18 protein-coding genes are annotated in these 17,035 nt (G+C 74.1%); 6 read left to right on the plus strand and 12 right to left on the minus strand.

Translation table 11 applies throughout. The features are described 5' to 3' along the window. The 4 genes from ACFQ3T_RS11550 to ACFQ3T_RS11565 all read right to left on the minus strand — a co-directional run. A partial coding sequence (locus tag ACFQ3T_RS11550) for a glycosyltransferase (RefSeq protein WP_380723169.1) occupies nt 1-766 on the minus strand: 766 nt, incomplete at its 3' end. Next, the gene (locus ACFQ3T_RS11555) at nt 763-1,641 is read right to left on the minus strand and encodes a glycosyltransferase (RefSeq protein ID WP_380723171.1); all 879 of its coding nucleotides are present in this window, start codon (nt 1,639-1,641) and stop codon (nt 763-765) included. The genes ACFQ3T_RS11555 and ACFQ3T_RS11550, both read right to left, overlap by 4 nt. Continuing rightward, nucleotides 1,638-2,630: a glycosyltransferase family 9 protein gene (locus ACFQ3T_RS11560; protein ID WP_380723173.1), complete on the minus strand. Its 993-nt coding sequence runs from the start codon at nt 2,628-2,630 to the stop codon at nt 1,638-1,640. Before ACFQ3T_RS11560 ends, ACFQ3T_RS11555 begins: the two co-directional genes overlap by 4 nt. Next, a complete protein-coding gene (locus ACFQ3T_RS11565) occupies nt 2,627-3,142 on the minus strand; it encodes a D-glycero-alpha-D-manno-heptose-1,7-bisphosphate 7-phosphatase (RefSeq protein WP_380723175.1) in 516 nt (171 codons plus the stop codon). The genes ACFQ3T_RS11560 and ACFQ3T_RS11565 overlap by 4 nt, the downstream gene beginning before the upstream one ends. Before the next feature lie 150 nt (nt 3,143-3,292). Here ACFQ3T_RS11565 and ACFQ3T_RS11570 point away from each other — a divergent pair, with 150 nt between their 5' ends. Then, on the plus strand, nt 3,293-3,811 hold the full coding sequence (locus ACFQ3T_RS11570) for an SRPBCC family protein (RefSeq protein WP_380723177.1): 519 nt from the start codon (nt 3,293-3,295) through the stop codon (nt 3,809-3,811). A 474-nt stretch (nt 3,812-4,285) separates the two neighbouring features. Here ACFQ3T_RS11570 and ACFQ3T_RS11575 read toward each other — a convergent pair whose 3' ends face one another. The 4 genes from ACFQ3T_RS11575 to ACFQ3T_RS11590 are packed head-to-tail and all read right to left on the minus strand — an operon-like array spanning nt 4,286 to nt 6,371. Beyond that, nucleotides 4,286-4,825, minus strand: a complete 540-nt coding sequence (locus tag ACFQ3T_RS11575; RefSeq protein ID WP_380723179.1) for a hypothetical protein — start codon at nt 4,823-4,825, stop codon at nt 4,286-4,288. A gap of 3 nt (nt 4,826-4,828) precedes the next feature. After that, nucleotides 4,829-5,557: a metallophosphoesterase family protein gene (locus ACFQ3T_RS11580; protein ID WP_380723181.1), complete on the minus strand. Its 729-nt coding sequence runs from the start codon at nt 5,555-5,557 to the stop codon at nt 4,829-4,831. Then, nucleotides 5,554-5,802, minus strand: coding sequence for a BON domain-containing protein (locus ACFQ3T_RS11585; RefSeq protein ID WP_033438115.1), 249 nt, complete (start codon nt 5,800-5,802; stop codon nt 5,554-5,556). Before ACFQ3T_RS11585 ends, ACFQ3T_RS11580 begins: the two co-directional genes overlap by 4 nt. Next, on the minus strand, nt 5,799-6,371 hold the full coding sequence (locus ACFQ3T_RS11590) for a nucleotidyltransferase family protein (protein WP_380723183.1): 573 nt from the start codon (nt 6,369-6,371) through the stop codon (nt 5,799-5,801). Before ACFQ3T_RS11590 ends, ACFQ3T_RS11585 begins: the two co-directional genes overlap by 4 nt. Nucleotides 6,372-6,443: 72 nt before the next feature. Between ACFQ3T_RS11590 and ACFQ3T_RS11595 the strand changes: the two genes are divergently transcribed. After that, entirely contained in the window at nt 6,444-6,689 is a 246-nt protein-coding gene (locus ACFQ3T_RS11595) for a DUF6480 family protein (protein WP_380723185.1), read from the plus strand. A 140-nt stretch (nt 6,690-6,829) separates the two neighbouring features. On the opposite strand, the gene ACFQ3T_RS11600 is transcribed toward ACFQ3T_RS11595, so the two are convergent. Then, a complete protein-coding gene (locus ACFQ3T_RS11600) occupies nt 6,830-7,834 on the minus strand; it encodes an NAD-dependent epimerase/dehydratase family protein (protein WP_380723187.1) in 1,005 nt (334 codons plus the stop codon). On the opposite strand from ACFQ3T_RS11600, the gene ACFQ3T_RS11605 reads away from it, so the two are divergent. Together ACFQ3T_RS11605 and ACFQ3T_RS11610 are read left to right on the plus strand one after the other, a co-directional pair. Continuing rightward, a complete protein-coding gene (locus ACFQ3T_RS11605; RefSeq protein WP_380723189.1) occupies nt 7,818-8,648 on the plus strand; it encodes a ZIP family metal transporter in 831 nt (276 codons plus the stop codon). The genes ACFQ3T_RS11600 and ACFQ3T_RS11605 overlap by 17 nt on opposite strands. 22 nt (nt 8,649-8,670) lie before the next feature. After that, the gene (locus ACFQ3T_RS11610) at nt 8,671-9,771 is read left to right on the plus strand and encodes an aminoglycoside phosphotransferase family protein (protein WP_380723191.1); all 1,101 of its coding nucleotides are present in this window, start codon (nt 8,671-8,673) and stop codon (nt 9,769-9,771) included. A 56-nt stretch (nt 9,772-9,827) separates the two neighbouring features. Here ACFQ3T_RS11610 and ACFQ3T_RS11615 read toward each other — a convergent pair whose 3' ends face one another. Together ACFQ3T_RS11615 and xylA are read right to left on the minus strand one after the other, a co-directional pair. Beyond that, nucleotides 9,828-11,204 (minus strand): xylulokinase, encoded by a 1,377-nt coding sequence (locus ACFQ3T_RS11615; protein WP_380723193.1) that lies wholly within the window; start codon nt 11,202-11,204, stop codon nt 9,828-9,830. Continuing rightward, nucleotides 11,204-12,340, minus strand: a complete 1,137-nt coding sequence (gene xylA / locus ACFQ3T_RS11620; RefSeq protein ID WP_380723195.1) for a xylose isomerase — start codon at nt 12,338-12,340, stop codon at nt 11,204-11,206. Before xylA ends, ACFQ3T_RS11615 begins: the two co-directional genes overlap by 1 nt. A gap of 22 nt (nt 12,341-12,362) precedes the next feature. On the opposite strand from xylA, the gene ACFQ3T_RS11625 reads away from it, so the two are divergent. Further along, entirely contained in the window at nt 12,363-13,574 is a 1,212-nt protein-coding gene (locus ACFQ3T_RS11625) for an ROK family protein (RefSeq protein ID WP_380723197.1), read from the plus strand. Here ACFQ3T_RS11625 and ACFQ3T_RS11630 read toward each other — a convergent pair. Further along, the gene (locus ACFQ3T_RS11630) at nt 13,560-14,066 is read right to left on the minus strand and encodes an AAA family ATPase (protein ID WP_380723199.1); all 507 of its coding nucleotides are present in this window, start codon (nt 14,064-14,066) and stop codon (nt 13,560-13,562) included. The genes ACFQ3T_RS11625 and ACFQ3T_RS11630 overlap by 15 nt on opposite strands. A gap of 215 nt (nt 14,067-14,281) precedes the next feature. Here ACFQ3T_RS11630 and ACFQ3T_RS11635 point away from each other — a divergent pair, with 215 nt between their 5' ends. Next, entirely contained in the window at nt 14,282-17,002 is a 2,721-nt protein-coding gene (locus tag ACFQ3T_RS11635) for an nSTAND1 domain-containing NTPase (protein WP_380723201.1), read from the plus strand. Nucleotides 17,003-17,035: the final 33 nt, after the last annotated feature.

Here is a 17,035-nt window from a genome sequence, read left to right on the forward strand (position 1 = left end):
GGGCCTCGGGGTCGGCGCCGACGTCCACCGGGCCGCCCGCGATGACGAGCTCGGTGTCCGGCAGCGACCGCAACGCCGTGATCAGGTCCTGGAAGCCCTTGCGCGGCACCAGCCGGCCGACCGACACGATCCGGTGCCGGTGGCCGCGGCGGTCGCGCGGGCCCTCGGGGCGGAACCGCGCCGGGTCCACCCCGCACGGCACGACCGAGATCCGCGACCGCAGCACGCCCATGCGCATCAGCTCGGTCACCTCGTCGTCGCACGTCGCGGCGATCCGGTCGACCTCGCGGCCGATCATCCGCTCGATGCCGATCCGCTGCGGCGGGCTGGTGTCGTCGGCCCCCTGGTGGCGGCGCTTCAACGTGCCGAGCGCGTGGAACGTCTGCACGACGGGCACGCCGGCCTTGCGCGCGGCGAGCACCGAGGCCAGGCCGGACATCCAGAAGTGCGCGTGCACGACGTCCGGCCGCTCCTCGTACCACTGGCGCTCCAGGAACCGGGCGAACTCGCCCATGTGGGGCAGCAGCTCGTCCTTCGGCACCGGCCCCGGCGGTCCGGCGGGCACGTGGACGACGTCGTAGCCCTGGTCGGTGCGCACCCGCTCGGGCAGGTCCGGGTCGTCGCGACGGGTGTACACCACCACGTCGTGCCCGCGGGCCGACAGCGCCGCCGACAACGCGGCGACGTGCACGTTCTGCCCGCCGGCGTCGACACCGCCCAGGGCGGCCAACGGGCTGGCGTGCTCGGACACCATCGCGATCCTCATCCGCTCACTCCTGTCAGCAACCGGTCCCAACTCCGCAGGAAGGCGTCGAGTCCGTACCGTGCCAGGGCGAACTCCCTGGCCTGCTTGCCCTTCTGCCGCGCCAGCGCCGGGTCCGCGACCAGCTCGGCCACGGCCCGCACCAGCTCGTCCACGTCCGTGGAGATGACGCCCGCGTCGGGTGGCACCGCGCGGCCGACCTCCGTGCACGCCAGCGCCACCACCGGCATCCCGAGGTGCATGGCCTCCAGCAGCGACAGCCCCAGCGACGTCCACCGGACCGTGTGCAGGTACAGCCGCCGCAGCGCCAGTTCCCGGTGCAGCGACTCGAGGTCGTGGTCACCGCGGCCCATCTCGCCGAGCCGGTGGGTGCGCATGCCGTAGACGTCGAGCGGCGCGGCCTCGGCGAACCGCGGCAGCAGGTCCGTGCCCACCGCGCGGCCCCGGCGGACCGGGTCGTTCACCACGACGGCCGCGCGCGGCAGCTCGCCCGTGTACCGGTGGCCGGGGTCCACGACGCCGTGCTCGATGACCACCGTGCGGCTGGTGCCGCAGTCCCACATCAGGTCGTTGAAGTGGGTGACGTGGACGATCGTGCCGGGCCAGTCCTTCAGCGGGTGCGCCTGGTTCGGGTACTTCGGCGTGTTGTGCTCCAGGTAGACGACCGGGATGCCGGCCGGCACCAGGCCGATCTCGGCGGGCCGCTGCAGCACGGCGACGTCCGCGTCCAGGTCGGTCAGCGGGACCTCGCGCGCGGCGGGCCAGTCGCGGCCGGCCAGGCCGATGCCGTTGGGCGGCCCGGGGATCAGGTACTCGTGCCCGCCGCGGACGAACGCGTTCGTCCACGAGCCGTGCACGTGCCACAGCAGGATCTTCACGTCCGCACCCCCACTAGTTCGGCTACGGCGGCGACGACCCGGTCGGGCGTCACCTGGTTCAGGCACGGGTGCCCGGCGACCGGGCACTCGCGGGCACGGGAGCCCCGGCACGGGGCGTTCTGGTCGCCGAGCAGCACGTGCGGCCCGTGCGGGGCCCACCGGCGGGCGGGCACGACCGGCGCGAACAGCGACACGACCGGCGTGCCGACGGCGGCGGCGAGGTGCGCCGGGCCGGTGTTGCCGACCACGACGGCGTCCGCACGGGCCAGGAGGCCGGCCAGCTCGGCGAACGTGGTGCGCCCGCCGAGGTCGACGCCGTGCGTGCCGGCGACGTGCCGGGTCAGCTCCACCTCCCCCGGCCCGCCGGTGACCAGCACCCGGTAGCCGGCGTCGGCGAGCGCGGTCACGGCCTGCGCGCAGCGGTCGGGCGACCACGCGCGGGCGGGCACCGAGGCGCCGGGGTGCAGGACCACGTACGGCCCGATCTCCGCCGGTTCGGGCGGCGTGGTGATCGCGAGGCGTCCGTCGTCGCCCGGCGGCAGCTCGAACTCCGCGGCACGGGCGACCTCCAGCGCGCGCTCGGCTTCCGGGACGTCCGGGTCGTCGCGCAGCCGGACGTCCAGCAGCGAGCCGGGGTAGTCGGTCGAGCGGGCCACGACCTTGGGCACGCCGGCGAGCTTCAGCAGCAGCGCCAGGGGCAGCGGGCTCTGGTGGAACGACGTGAGGATCAATGCCACGTCGGCGCGAATTCCCTTCAGCAGTGCCACGATCCCCTCGATGTCCGGGGTGCGGACCTCCGGCGCCGGGTTGGCGATCCACGGGCAGTCCCACCGGACGACCCGCTGCACGCCGGGCAGCAGCTCCGCCGCCTGCGCCCCCGAATACCCGCACAGCAGCACGACTTCGCCCGCGTGCGCGGCGGCGCGGACCGCCGGACCGGCGAGCAGGACGTCGCCGTCGCTGTCGAGCCTGACCACCAGTGTCCTCATAGGACCATCGCCAACGCGGACGCGAGGTCCGGCGCCGTGCGGGGCGCGCGGTCGACCTCCTCGGGGAGGGTCACCGGTGTCGGCACCAGGATCGGCGTGGCGCCGGCCGCGAGCGCGGCCCCCACGTCGGCCTCGATGTCGCCGATCACGAAGGTGCGCCCGGGGCGCGCGTTGATCGCCTCGCACGCGCGGAGGACCAAGGCGGGCGCGGGTTTGCGGCACGCGCAGCCGTCGTCGGGGTGGTGCGGGCAGATCTGCCAGGTGCCGAACGGGCCGAGCAGCGCTTCCACCCGCGCGTTCACCGCGTCGACCTGGGCGTGCGTGAGCAGGCCGCGACCGATCCCGGACTGGTTGCTCACCACACCCGTGCGCACGCCGTGAGCGCGTAGTTCGCGCAGGACGTCGAGCGCGCCGGGCATCGGCCGCACCCGCTCCGGGTCGCCGTTGTAGGGCACGTCTTCGATGAGCGTGCCGTCGCGGTCGAAGAGAACCGCGTCGGGGTACTGGTCCACAGAGGAGAGTTAGCCGGCTGGGTGAGAAGCAAACACTTCTCGGCAAAGCGCTACTCACCGTGACCTGGGTCGTGAAATGCCATGTGTGTGAGGACCGCGAAGAGGGGTACCCGAGTGTCGAACTCGATTCCCCGAAGAGAGGTTGTTGCAGTGACGACGATCGAGAAGTCCGTGGACGTCGAGGTCCCGGTCACGACCGCGTACAACCAGTGGACGCAGTTCGAGTCGTTCCCGCAGTTCATGGAGGGCGTCGAGCGCATCACCCAGGTGACACCGACCAGGACCCACTGGGTCACCAAGATCGGTGGCGTGACCAGGGAGTTCGACGCCGAGATCACCGAGCAGCACCCGGACGAGCGGGTCGCGTGGCACACCGTGGACGGTCCGCCGCAGGGCGGTGTGGTGACGTTCCACCGCCTCGACGAGCGCACGACCCGGGTCCACGTGCAGATGGAGTACGACCCGCAGACGCTCACCGAGAAGGCGGGCGCGGCCATCGGGCTCGTCGACCACCGCGTGTCCGGTGACCTGGAGCGGTTCAAGGAGTTCATCGAAGGCCGCGGCGCGGAGACCGGTGGCTGGCGGGGCGACGTGAGCCGCCCGCCGCAGGCCGGCGAGACGCGCCACGACCTGCCGGATGCCGGCCGACCGGGCGACCCGTTGCGATGACCGCACGGGCCGTGCGGGAGCCGCGGAGGCGGGGCTGGTCATCACCACCGATCCCCCGCCCTCGTCCGCCGGTCGACGGCAGTTGAAGTACACGCGAATCCCCTTCGGGCCACGGCTCGCGGGGGATTCGCGTATCCGCGCCCGTTTCCGCCCGCGCCATGCGCCTCCGCGCCCGTGTGCCTCCGCAGCCGTGCGCCTCCGTGCCGTGTGCCTCCGCGCCGGTGGCCGTGGCCGTCCGTAGCCGCTGCCGCCCGCGTCCGATGCCCCTCCACCCGACTCCAGCCTCTCCCGATGCCGCCCGCGCCCTGCGCGTCCGTGGCCGTGGGGTGGCCGTGGCCGTCTGGTGTGGCCGTCGTAGACGGTGATCGAGGACAGTTCACATGCGCCGCACCCGTCACAGCGCGTCAGAACTGCCGCAAGCGAAAGGCCCGCGGACACCTCGGTCCACGGGCCTTTCCCCTGTCGTCTCGCCCCTCAACCGTCCTTGAGCCGGTCGAAGAGCCGCCTCACCGACTCGCGCACCGCCGACGTCGCGTCGCCGAGCAGCGAGCCGGTCCCGCCTTCGTCGTTCGGCCGCGGGTGGTTGTCCTGCGGCCGCACGTTCGGGTTCACGTTCGGGTTCACGTCCTGGTCCAGCAGCTCCCGCAGCACCTCCAGCACCACTTCCGGGTGCCCGAGCGGCACGGGTGCGGCGAACGTCTGCACCGAACTGATCAGCCCCTCGTGCCGCCGCACCAGCTCGCCGACGTCGGCGCCGGCCGCCGCGCCCGCCACCAGGTGCACCGGGACGTCGCGGTGGACGAACTCCTCCAGCACCTCGTCGACCTCGCGCCACGGCTCGTCCGAAGCGGGCAGTCGGCACCACATCACCTGCAGGTGCTCGGTGAGCGGCCGCCACGTGCCGGGCAGGTCGCCGTGCTTTCCCACGCCGGCCGGGTCGAGCACGACCACGGCGGGCGCGTCGGGCGGGCCCGCCCACACCACGGACGGGCCTCCGGTCCTCGCTTCGTCCATGCGCTACACCTCCACCACTGCGGGTTCCACGCAGTAGACGGTGTATGCCGACCGGATCACGGGTTGCGCCACGTTCCGGACCCGCACGCCTCCCGGCGTCATCCCGTGCTCGACGCCGAAGTGCGCGTGCCCGTGCACGGCCAGGGTCGTCCCGGACGCGTCGATCGCCTCGCCCAGCAGGTACGAGCCGAGGAACGGGTAGATCTCCGGCGGCTCGCCGCGCAGCGTGTCCGGCACGGGCGCGTAGTGGGTCAACGCCACCTTCACGTCGGCTTCGAGGCCGTCCAGCGCGGTCCGCAGCGAGTCGGCGATCTCGGTGGTGTGCCGGATGAACGCCTTCATCTCCTGCTCGCCGAACGCGCTGCCGCACTTGCCCGCGAACCCGCCGCCGAAGCCCTTCACGCCCGCGACGCCCAACGTGTGGCCGTCCACCGGGATCGTGGTGGTCTCGCCCTCCAGCACGGTCAGGCCCGCGTCGCGCAGGACCGCCGTCACCTCGTGCGGCTTGTCGTCGTGGTGGTCGTGGTTGCCGAGCACGGCGACCACCGGCACGGGCAGGTCGCCGAACTCGTCGGCCACGACCCGCGCCTCGGACACCGTGCCGTGCCTGGTCAGGTCACCGGCGAGCAGCAGCACGTCGGCGCAGTCGCCGAGCTGCTCCAGCGCGGGCCGCATCCGGCCGCGCGCGTCCTCGCCCAGGTGCACGTCACCCACGGCGGCAATGCGGATCATCGCAGCTCCTCTCGGCCGACCGGGGCGTCGGACGGCACCACCTTCACGTCGTCCAGCACGGTCAGCTCCGGCGCCACGTCGTGGATCACCGCCTCCAGCTCGGCGCGCCGCCCGGGGCTCGCCACGTCGCCGGACAGCAGGACGTGGTCGCCGCGCACGGTCACCCGCACGCCCAGCTCGGTGGTGCGCGGGTCCTCGGCCAGCGCCTGGCGCAGCCGGGCGGCGAGGTATTGCTCTGCGGTCATGACGCGCTCCTGGTCAGCGGGGTGGGCAGGAGGTCGAGGCGTTCGACCAGCACGAGGAACGCCTCGGCGTACGGGGAGTGCTTGGTCGCCTCGCGGACGTGCTCCCAGTCGATCTGCTCGCGCAGCGCGCGGGCGAAGGGCAGCAGCTCGCTGAAGTCGCACCGGTGCCCGTCGAGGACGAGCAGCTTGCCGATCAGCACCTCGGTGGCGGGCATGACCGGCAGCACCACCGAGCCGACCTGCAGCTCCTCGGCCCGCGACAGCGTCTCCTCGGTCACCGGCACCTCGTTGGGCCGGAACAGCAGGTCCACCAGCGAATCGCCGTCGTAGACCTTCAACAGCCAGTCCTCGGGCGGTGTCGCGGCACGCATGCCGGTCGCCACGAGCGCCCGCACCGCCTCGCCGGCGTCCTCCTCCCGGACCAGGATGTCCACATCGTGTTCTGTCGCCGGCCCGCCTCTGGCGTACACCGCACACCCGCCCGCCAACGCGAACGGGATGTCGTGCGCGCGCAGGGCCTTGGCGACCTTCGTCAACGTACGCAGCAGCTCGTCCTGGACACCGCTCATGCGAGGTGACTACCCGTCCGAGTCGGTCTTCACACGGCGGGTAGGGCCGTCGCCACGGGGTAGTCCACGCGTATGACTGCCACACCTCCCGACCCGGACCCGGCGGGCACGCCCGGTCTGGAGCCCGGCGGCGGGGTCGCGCCCGGCGAGACGCCGCCCGAGTCCGGTCAGACGTCCGGGCTGTCCCACCCGCAGCCGATGCCGTCGCGGCGCGCCCCGATCATCACGCTGGTGCTGGTCCTGATCGTGACGGCGCTGGCGGTGGCGTTCGTCGTGGCCCAGGTGATGGGCTGGACGAACCTGTTCGAGGGCTCCTGACCGCTCGCCCGACCATCCCGTGCGGGCGGCCGGGGCTCAGGACGGCCGGGCTCAGAAGGCCGGGATCGACGCTTCAACGGCGGCCGGATCAGGGCTTCAGCAGCGGGCGGCGCTCGGGGCTTCGGCGGCGGGCTCGGCGCTCAGGGCTTCAGCGGCGGGCTCGGTTCGAGGCCTTCCGCGCGCCCGAGGCCGTCGAGGAGCTGCTTGAGCGTGTCCCGCGCGTTGTGGCGGGGCGTCCAGCCCAGCCGGGCGAACGCCTTGGTGGCGTCCAGCAGGGGCGCGGTGAGGGCCAGGTCGACCCAGCCGTGCGAGGTGGGCTGCAGGCGCAGGCGCCAGGTGACGCGGGCGGCGGTGCGGAGGGCCGTCGGCGGGATCACCACGTGCCGCGCGCCCATGACCTCGGCGAGCACCTGGGGCGTCACGACGGGGTCGGAGACGAGGTTGAACGCCCCGCCGGCCCGTTGGGCGACGATCCGCGCGACGGCGTCGGCGACGTCGTCGGCGTGCACGAACTGGAGCACCATCGCGCGCGGCAGCGGGAGCACCGGCAGCCTGGTCCGGAACAGGGCGTGCGGCACGAGCGGGCCGAGGAAGTAGCGCTTGATCTCGGCGGCCGCCTCCGGTTGCAGCACCAGTCCGGGGCGAACGCGGGTGACGGTCAGCTCGGGGTGCTCGCGCTCCACGCCGTCGAGCAGGTGCTCCACCGCGGCCTTGTGCCGGCTGTAGTACGAGGTCCGGACGCCGTCGGTGGGCCAGGTCTCGTCCACGGTGTGGTCCTTCGCGGCCGGCGAGTACGCGCCGACCGACGACATGTGCACCAGGTGCGGCACGCCCGCCCGGACCACCGCCCGCGCGACCCGGTCGCTGCCCGCGACGTTCGTCCGGTAGAGGACGCGCTCGTCGTGGCTCGGCTGGATGCGCCACGCCAGGTGCACGACGGCGTCGGCGTCGCGGAACACCTCGGTCAGCGGTTCTTCCGCGCCCTCGCGGCTGAGGTCGACCGGCGACCACGCGATGTCGTAGGGCGGTTCGTGCACCGGTGGGCGGCGCGAGACGCCGTGCGCGGTCATGTCCGGCTCGTCGGCGAGCCGGCGCAGCAGGGCGGTGCCCAGATTGCCGGTGGCGCCGGTGACGACGATCCTCATGGCGGTCGGGTACCCGCCGCGTCGGCTGCGACACGGGCCGGCTGCGACACGGGCGCGGGACGGGGAGGCGTGGTTGTTCGAGGCGGCGTGGTGGGGGTTGCTGGCCGGGTCCGCTCTGGTGCTCGGCGCGCTCGTGGGCTACCTGGCGCGGGTGCCGCGCGGGGTGGTGGCCGCGGTGATGGGGTTCGGCAGCGGCGTGCTGATGTCGGCGGTGTCGTTCGAGCTGATCGCGGAGGCGCACGAGCAGGGCGGGTTGGCGGCCACGGCGGCCGGGGCCGGCCTCGGCGCGCTGGTCTACACGGCGGCGAACGTCGCGATGGCGCGGCGGGGCGCGCGGCACCGGAAGCGGTCCGGCGGGTTGCAGCCGTCCGAGGCCGAGCACAGCGGGTCCGGCACGGCGATCGCGGTCGGCGCGCTGCTGGACGGCATCCCCGAGTCGGTGGTGATCGGGACGAGCCTGGTCGCGGGCGGCGGGGTGAGCGCGGTGACGGTCGCGGCGGTGTTCATCAGCAACGTGCCCGAGGGCCTGTCGTCGGCGGCCGGGATGCGCCGGGCGGGCCGGTCGCCGCGGTACGTGTTCGGGCTGTGGACCGGGATCGCGCTGGTCAGCGGCCTGGCGTCGATGGTCGGGCACGGGCTGCTCGCCGACGCGCCACCGGTGTGGACGGCCGGGATCACGGCGTTCGCGGGCGGCGCGATCCTCTCGATGGTCGCGGACACCATGATTCCCGAGGCGTTCGACGACGCCCACCTGCTCGTCGGCCTGGTGACGGTCGCCGGGTTCCTCACCGCGTTCGCGCTGTCGCACGCCTGAGGGGCGGCGAACGACCTCGCTGATGACGTGGTGCGCGCCGTCCTCGTCGCCGGTCACGACGACGTGCGCCGGCATCTCGATGTCGGACGGCTCGGCCGACTTCTTCACCGAGCGGTTGAGCACCACGGCCCTCATCGGGCACCTCCACATCCGGTCCGCCCGGCCGGGCGCCCGCGCGCCCGAAAATGCGTTGCCGGGAGAGTGGTGCGGTCGACAGGCTCGCGGCATGCCACCCGCACCGCACCGCGACGGCCGCGCCGGGATCGACGCGGCCCTGGTCGAGCGCCTGGTCGCGAGCCAGTTCCCGCAGTGGGCCGGCCTCCCGGTCGTCCCGGTGGAGGTGGACGGGTGGGACAACCGCACGTACCGCCTCGGCGACGACCTGACCGTCCGGCTGCCGACCGGCGAGGGTTACGTGCCGGCCGTGGAGAAGGAGCACCGCTGGCTGCCCGTCCTCGCGCGGTCCCTGCCCGTCGCGGTGCCGGTGTCGGTCGCGGTGGGGGCGCCGGGTGAGGGCTACCCGTTCCCCTGGTCGATCCGCCGCTGGCTGGACGGGCGGACCGCGGCCCTCGACCGGATCGACGACCTCGCCGCGTTCGCCGTCTCGATCGCCGACTTCCTCCGCGCCCTGCACCGCGTCGACGCGACGGACGGGCCGCCGGCGGGCGCGCACTGCTTCTACCGGGGCACCCCGCCCGCGCACTACGACGACGGGACGCGGCGCGCGCTCGCCGCGCTGGAGGGCCGGGTGGACACCGAGCGGGCCGCGGCCGTGTGGGAGGACGCCCTCCGCGCACCCGCGTGGGACCGGCCGCCGGTCTGGTTCCACGGCGACGTCGCGAGCGGGAACCTGCTGGTCGACCGCGGCAAGCTGACCGCGGTCATCGACTTCGGCGGGTGCGGCGTCGGCGACCCGGCCTGCGACCTCGTGATCGCGTGGACGATGTTCTCGGGCACGAGCCGCGAGGCGTTCCGCGACGCCGTCGACCTCGACGCGGCCACCTGGGCGCGGGCGCGCGGCTGGGCGTTGTGGAAGGCCCTCATCACGCTCGCCGACACCACCGACGACGAGGTGGCGGCCGACACCGGCCGGGTGATCCGGGAAGTCCTGGAGGACGAGTGACCGACGGGGCGCCCCCGCGGCCGGCGGCCCGGTCGCGGAGACGCCCCGTCAGGACTTCAGCGGGTGGCGGTCAGCTCGCGCACGGAGGCGTAGCGCTCCCGCACCCACGGGGTCGGGTCGGCCTCGACCGAGGTCGACGCCAGCTCCGACCAGTGCGGCGCCGATCCCGCGCCGCTCACCGCCCACGCGGCCTGCCGCGCCGCGCCGTCCGCCACGTACTCGCTCGGCGACGGCACGACCACCGGGAAGCCGAACACGGCGGGCGCGAGCCGCTGGACGGCGGGCATGCGGGCCCCGCCGCCGATCAGCAGCACCCGCGACACCGGCGTGCCCAGGGCCACCAGCGCGTCGATCGCGTCGGCCAGGCTGCACAGCAGGCCCTCGACCGCGGCGCGCGCCAGGTGCGCCGGGGTCATGGTGTCGAGCCGCAGGCCGTGCAGCGCGCCGGTGGAGTCGGGCTTGTTCGGCGTCCGCTCCCCTTCCAGGTACGGCACGAACGCGAGTCCGTCCGCACCCGCCGGCGCGCTGAGCGCGAGGTCCGACAGGTCGGCCAGCGACACGTCCAGCAGCGCCGCCGTCGCGTCGAGCACCCGTGACGCGTTGAGGGTGCACACGAGCGGCAGGTGGCCACCCTCCGCGTCGGCGAAGCCGTTCACGATGCCGGTGCCGTCCGCGATCGGGTGCGCCGACCGGGCGAACGCCGTGCCGGACGTGCCGATGGACACCACCACGTCGCCCGGCTGCGCCTGCACGCCGAGCGCCGCGGCCGCGTTGTCGCCCGCGCCCGCCCCGAACCGGCCCACCAGCTCGGCGGGGCCGAGCACGCGCGGCAGCGCGACGACCTTGCCCAGGGCCAGTTCCAGCAGGTCCGTCCGATAGTCCTCAGTGGACGGTGACCAGTAGCCCGTTCCGCTGACGTCGCTGCGGTCGGTGGTCAGCGCGTCGAGCGACGTGCCGCCGGACAGCTTCCACGTCAGCCAGTCGTGCGGCAGGCAGACGGCCGCCGTGCGGGCGACCGACTCCGGCTCGTTCGCCGCGAGCCACCGCAGCTTGGTGACGGTCAGCGACGCGACCGGCACGCTGCCGGTCGCCGCCGCCCACTCGTCCGGACCGCCCAGCTCGGCGGTCAGGTCGACCGCCGCCGCCGCGGAACGGGTGTCGTTCCACAGCAGCGCCGGTCGGACCACCTCGCCGGACTCGTCCAGCGTCACCATGCCGTGCTGCTGCGCGGCCACCGACACGGCGGCCACGTCGTCCAGGCCGCCCGCGTCCGCGATGGCCGCCTGGAGGGCGTCCCACCACGCGTGGGGGTGCACCTCGGTGCCCGTCGGGTGCGCCGCTCGTCCTTCACGCACCAGGGCGCCGGTGTCCGCGTCGCGCACCACCACCTTGCACGACTGGGTGGACGAGTCGACGCCCGCGACGAGCGCCATCAGCGCGCGCCCAACAGGTGTTCGGTGGCCAGCTGCGCGAGGCGCACGAACCCGTAGCCGCGCTCGGCGGCGGTGGACGGGTCGACGTCCTCGGCCTTCAGGAAGTCCGCGATGGACTCGCCCTCGTCCAGCGTCGGCTCGGCGAGCTCGTAGACGCCGCTGTGCTTCAGCGCCTCCTGCACCTCCGGGTCGGCGCGGAACGCCGCCGCGCGCTCGCGCAGCAGCTTGTAGGTGCGCATGTTCGCCGCCGCGCTCTCCCACACGCCGTCGAGGTCCTCGGTCCGCAGCGGCTTGTAGTCGAAGTGCCGCGGGCCGTCGTAGCCGCCGCTCTCCAGCAGGTCGACCAGGAAGAACGCGGACAGCAGGTCGCCCTGGCCGAACACGAAGTCCTGGTCGTAGCGCGGGCCCTTCTGGCCGTTGAGGTCGATGTGGAAGAGCTTGCCCTGCCACAGCGCCTGGCCGATGCCGTGCACGAAGTTGAGGCCCGCCATCTGCTCGTGGCCGACCTCGGGGTTCACGCCGACCAGCTCGTGGTGCTCCAGCGTCGAGATGAACGCCAGCGCGTGGCCGATCGTGGGCAGCAGGATGTCGCCGCGGGGCTCGTTCGGCTTCGGCTCCAGCGCGAAGCGGAAGCCGTAGCCCTGGTCGATCGAGTACTGCGCGACCGTGTCGACGGCCTCGCGGTAGCGGTCGAGGGCGGCGGCGACGGGCTTGCCCGCGTCGACCTCGGAGCCCTCGCGGCCACCCCACATGACGATGGTCTCGGCGCCGAGCTCGGCCGCGAGGTCCAGGTTGCGCAGCACCTTGCGCAGGGCGAACCTGCGCACCGAGCGGTCGTTGCTGGTGAAGCCGCCGTCCTTGAACACCGGGTGGGTGAACAGGTTGGTGGTCACCATGGGCACGACCATGCCGGTCTCGTCCAACGCCGCGCGGAACGCGGAGACCCGCTTGCCCACCTCGGCGGCGTCCGAGCCGAACGGGAACAGGTCGTCGTCGTGGAACGTGATGCCCCACGCGCCGAGCTCGGCCAGCTTGCGCACCGCCAGCGGCGCGTCCAACGCGGGCCGGGTCGCGTCGCCGAACGGGTCGCGGCCCGGCCAACCGACCGTCCACAGGCCGAAGCTGAACTTGTCCACGAAGGCACCTCCAATAAGTTTGATGCCTGAACTTATCGCACATTGCCGCTACGATCCAGTGGTGTCCAGACCGCAGCCCGCGAGCCAGCACACCGTGCGACGGCACAACTCCGCACTGGTGCTCGACGCGATCGCCGAGGCGCCCGGCTCGTCCCGCGCCGCCGTCGCCGCCCGCACCGGCCTGACCAAGGCCACCGTGTCGAGCCTCGTGGACCGGATGATCGGCGCCGGCCTCGTCGCCGAGGGCGGGGCGGAGGCGCGGTCCGGACCCGGCCGGCGCGGCACGGCGCTGCACCTGTCGCCCAGCGGACCGCACGGGCTCGGTGTGGAGATCGGGGTCGACTACCTGGCCACGTGCCTGGTCGACCTCACCGGGCGGGTGCGGGCGCGGTGGCTGCGGCCCAGCGACAATCGTGCCTCCTCCCCCGCCCGCGTACTGGCCAAGGTGGCGGCGGCGGTGCGGACGGCGGCCAGGCAGGACGTGCCGATCGGCGGGGTCGGCGTGGCCGTGCCCGGCCTGGTGGAGGTGGCGGGCGGCTCGCTGCGGGTCGCGCCGAACCTCGGGTGGCGCGAGGTGGACGTGCGGGGCGAGCTGACCCGGCGGGTGGAGCTGGACGTGCCCGTCCTGGTCGGCAACGAGGCGAACCTGGCCGCGCTGGCCGAGCTGTGGCACGGCGACGTGGCGTCCGACTTCCTGCACGTCTCGGGCGAGATCGGCATCGGCGCCGGCATCGTCGTCGGCGGAGGGCTGTTCGAGGGCGTGTCGGGGTTCGGCGGCGAGATCGGCCACCTGTCCGTCGACCCGCGCGGGCCGGAGTGCGCCTGCGGGTCGCGGGGGTGCCTGGAGCGGCTGGCCGGGCAGGACGAGATCGTGCGCGCGGCGGGCGTGCCGGGGGTGGACGACCTGCTGGACCGGCTCGCGTCGGGCGACCGCACGGCGACGACGGCGGTGCGGTCCGCGGCGCGGTGGCTCGGCGTGGCGCTGTCGGGCGCGGTGAACCTGCTCGACCTGCCCACCGTGGTGCTGGGCGGCACGTACGCCCGGCTGGAGCCCTGGCTGCAGGAGCCGTTGCACGCCGAGCTGGACCGCCGCGTGGTGAGCGCGGAGTGGTCGCCGGTGCGGGTGGTCGCGTCGTCCCTGGGTTCGGAGGCCGCCGTGCGCGGCGCCGCGACGACCGCCGTCCGGGCGATCCTCGCCGACCCGGACCCCTACGTCACGTCAACCCTGGCCTGAGCCGCCCAGCACGGCCAGGAGCGCCCGGTAGGTGTGATCCGGGTCACCCTCACGGCTGTGGATGACGGTCGGGCGGCGCGCGGCCATCAGCGCCACCAGGTTGTCGTGGTAATCCGACAGCTCCTCCGGCGTGGCCCGCACGGTGCCGCGGGCGGCGAACCGGCGCAGCGCGTTCTCCTTCGAGTCGTACAGGACGACCTCGTGGAACGGCACGCCGACGTCGGCGGCCAGGTCGGCGAGCCGGTCGAGGAACTCCGGGCGGCCGAGGAACTGCGGCACGACCACGTCGTGGCCGGACGCCAGGTGGACGCGAGCGGCGGCGACCGCGACGTCCCGCGCCATCCGTCCCGTCTCCCCCGGGGCGCCGCTGATGAGGTCGCGCACCCGGTCGACGTCGAGCGCCAGCGTCCCCAGGTGGTCGTCCGCGTACCGGCGGGCGATGGTCGACTTGCCGCACCCCGGCGGTCCGTTCAGCACGATCAGGCGAGCCACCCCACCGAGCCTACCGGCGACGCACCGACCGTCACCGATCCACTACGGACGGTGGGCGAAGCGCGGCGAACCCGTTGCCACACCGCACTGTTCACCCGAATGCGCCCGCGGGAAGCGGACGCGCGAGCGTGACTCGTCTGACAGCCTGGATGGCACGTTTCGGCGTTGCGGCGCCGACGCGGGACAATCGGCGGAGAAGGGCAGGGGGTGGACCGGTGCCGCGTGGTGAACGTCCGTTGGACGTCGGCGACAGCCCGCTGCTGCGGTTCGCCGCGGACCTGCGGTCGTTGCGGGACAAGGCGGGCGGGTACAGCTACCGGCAGCTGGGGGCGCGCGCCCACTACTCGGCGACGACCCTGTCGGACGCGGCGGGCGGGCGGAAGCTGCCCACGCTGGCGGTGACCCTGGCGTACGTGCGCGCCTGCGAGGGCGACGTGGCCGAGTGGGAGGACCGCTGGCACCAGGTCGCCGCCGAGGTGTCGCCGAACCCCGAGCCGCGCCCCGACGAGGGCCACCCGCCGTACGCGGGCCTGGCCGCCTACGGCACCGAGGACGCCGAGTGGTTCTTCGGCCGCGACCACCTGCTGGACGACCTGGAGCAGCGCATAGCGCACCGGCGGTTCGTCGCCGTGTTCGGCGCGTCCGGCGCGGGCAAGTCGTCGCTGCTGCGCGCGGGCCTCGTGCCCCGGCTGGCCGGCGCGGGCCGGGTCGTCGTGACCACGCCCAGCGAGCAGTCCGACCCGGACCTGTCCGCCGGCCTGCTGATCGTGGACCAGTTCGAAGAGGTCTTCACGCTGTGGCAGGACGACCGGCGCGCCGCCTACCTCGACGCGCTGCTGGCCGCGCCGTGCAAGGTCGTGCTCGGCGTGCGCGCGGACTTCTACGGGCACTGCGCGCAGCACCCAGCTCTGGTGGCGGCGCTGACCGACGGCCAGCTGCTGCTCGGGCCGATGGGCCCGGAGGAGCTGCGGCAGGTGATCATGCAGCCCGCCGTGAAGGCGTCGTGCACGGTGGAGACGGCGCTGGTGTCCCGGCTGATCGCCGACGCCACGGGCCAGGCGGGCGTGCTGCCGCTCATGTCGCACGCCCTGCTGGAGACGTGGCGGCGGCGGCGCGGCACCACGCTGACGCTGGCCGGGTACGAGGCGGCGGGCGGCATCCAGCACGCCATCGCGCAGACCGCCGAACGCACCTACACGTCGTTGGAGAAGCAGCAGCGGGCCCTGGCGCGCCAGGTGTTCCTGCGGCTCACCGCGCTCGGTGACGGCACCGAGGACACCAAGCGCCGGCTGCCGCGCGCCGAGCTGGACCACGACGTGGACGTGGACGTGGTGCTCGACCGGCTGGCCCACGCCCGCCTGCTCACCCTCGACCGCGACAGCGTGGAGATCGCGCACGAGGCGCTGATCCGGTCCTGGCCGCGGCTGCGGAGCTGGCTCGCCGAGGACCGGGACGGGCTGCGCACCATGCGCCGGCTGACCGAGGCCGCCGCGACCTGGGAGTCGCTCGGCCGCGACCCGGACGCGCTGTACCGGGGCGCCCGGCTGGACGCGGCCGTCGACTGGACGCAGCGCGACGGCGTGCGCACCAGCGCCCAGGAGCGGGAGTTCCTGGCCGACAGCCTCCAGGCCCGCGACCGGGAACGGCGGCTCGCGCACCGGCGCACCCGCAGACTGCGCCAGCTGGTGGCGCTGCTGGCCGTGCTGCTGGTGCTCGCCGGCACGGCGGTCGTCCTCGCCATCGAGGCGCAGAAGGAGGCCGCGGAGGGCTGGAAGTCGTCGGCCGCGTGGTTCGTGTCGAACCAGGCGCAGGCGTTGCGGGGCAGCGACCCGAGGCTCGCCGACCAACTCGCCCTCGCCGCCTACCAGCTCAACCCGACCGACGCCCTGCGGGACGGCGTGCTCAGCGCGCACGCGGCGAGCGCCCAGGACATGGTCAGCCGCTCGGCGTTCCCGTCCGGCCAGGGCCTCAGCCCGGACGGCCTGCCGCGGCCGAACGCGCGCGTCCCCACGCCCGCCAACGACACCACCTACCTGCCGCTGGGCAAGCGCACGACGCCGAGCGCGACCGTCACGTCGATGGCCGTCAGCGGCGTGGAGCAGGCGTTCGCCACCACGCTGGAGGGCCGCACCGCGCGGGTCTGGGACGTCACCGACGCGATCGCGCCCGAGGTGGCGCACACGTTCACGTTCCCGGTGCTGCGGATCGCGCTCGACCCGGCGGGCGCGCGGACCGTCGTCACCGTGTCGGAGATCAGCGACGTGGTGGTGTGGGACTGGTCGGACCCGGCCCGGCCGGTCGAGCGGTCGCACCTGATCGGCCACCCGCGCCCGGTCAACGGCGTCGCCTACAGCCAGGACGGTCAGGTCGTCGTGACCTGGGACGACGCCGGGACGATCCGGCTGTGGGACGTGTCGAACCCGGTGCACCCGCTGCGGATCGGCGAGCTGGCCACCGGCCGCGAGATCACCGCGGTGGCGTTGTCGCCGGACGGCGACACGCTCGCCGCGGGCGGCGCGAACGGCGTGGTCCGCCTGTGGGACCGCAGCAGCCAGTGGGCGCCGACCGAGGTGTGGGCGCAGAAGGTGCACCCGGAGGCGATCCGGGCGCTCGGCTTCCGGCGTGACGGCAAGGCCCTCGCCACCGTGGGCAAGGACGACAAGGTCGTGCTGTGGGACGTCACCGACCCGGCCCGGCCGGCGGAACGGGGCCGGATCAGCGGCCGCACCACCGGCGTCTACGCCGTGTCGTTCGGCGAGACGTCCCAGAAGGTCGTCACGTCGAACTCCGACGGCACCACGCGGTCCTGGGAGTTCGACTTCGACCTCGCCGTCACGCAGATGTGCGCGGCCGTCGAGGCCCACATCTCGCGCGACGAGTGGCAGCAGTACGTGGAGGCCGTGGGCGCGCTGGAGTACCGCCGGCCGTGCGCCTGATTGGCGGGGCCGCCGGCCCGGACGGATAATCAC

It is taken from the genome of Saccharothrix hoggarensis (assembly GCF_042678885.1).
In the GTDB taxonomy this organism is placed as follows: Bacteria; Actinomycetota; Actinomycetes; order Mycobacteriales; family Pseudonocardiaceae; genus Actinosynnema; species Actinosynnema hoggarensis.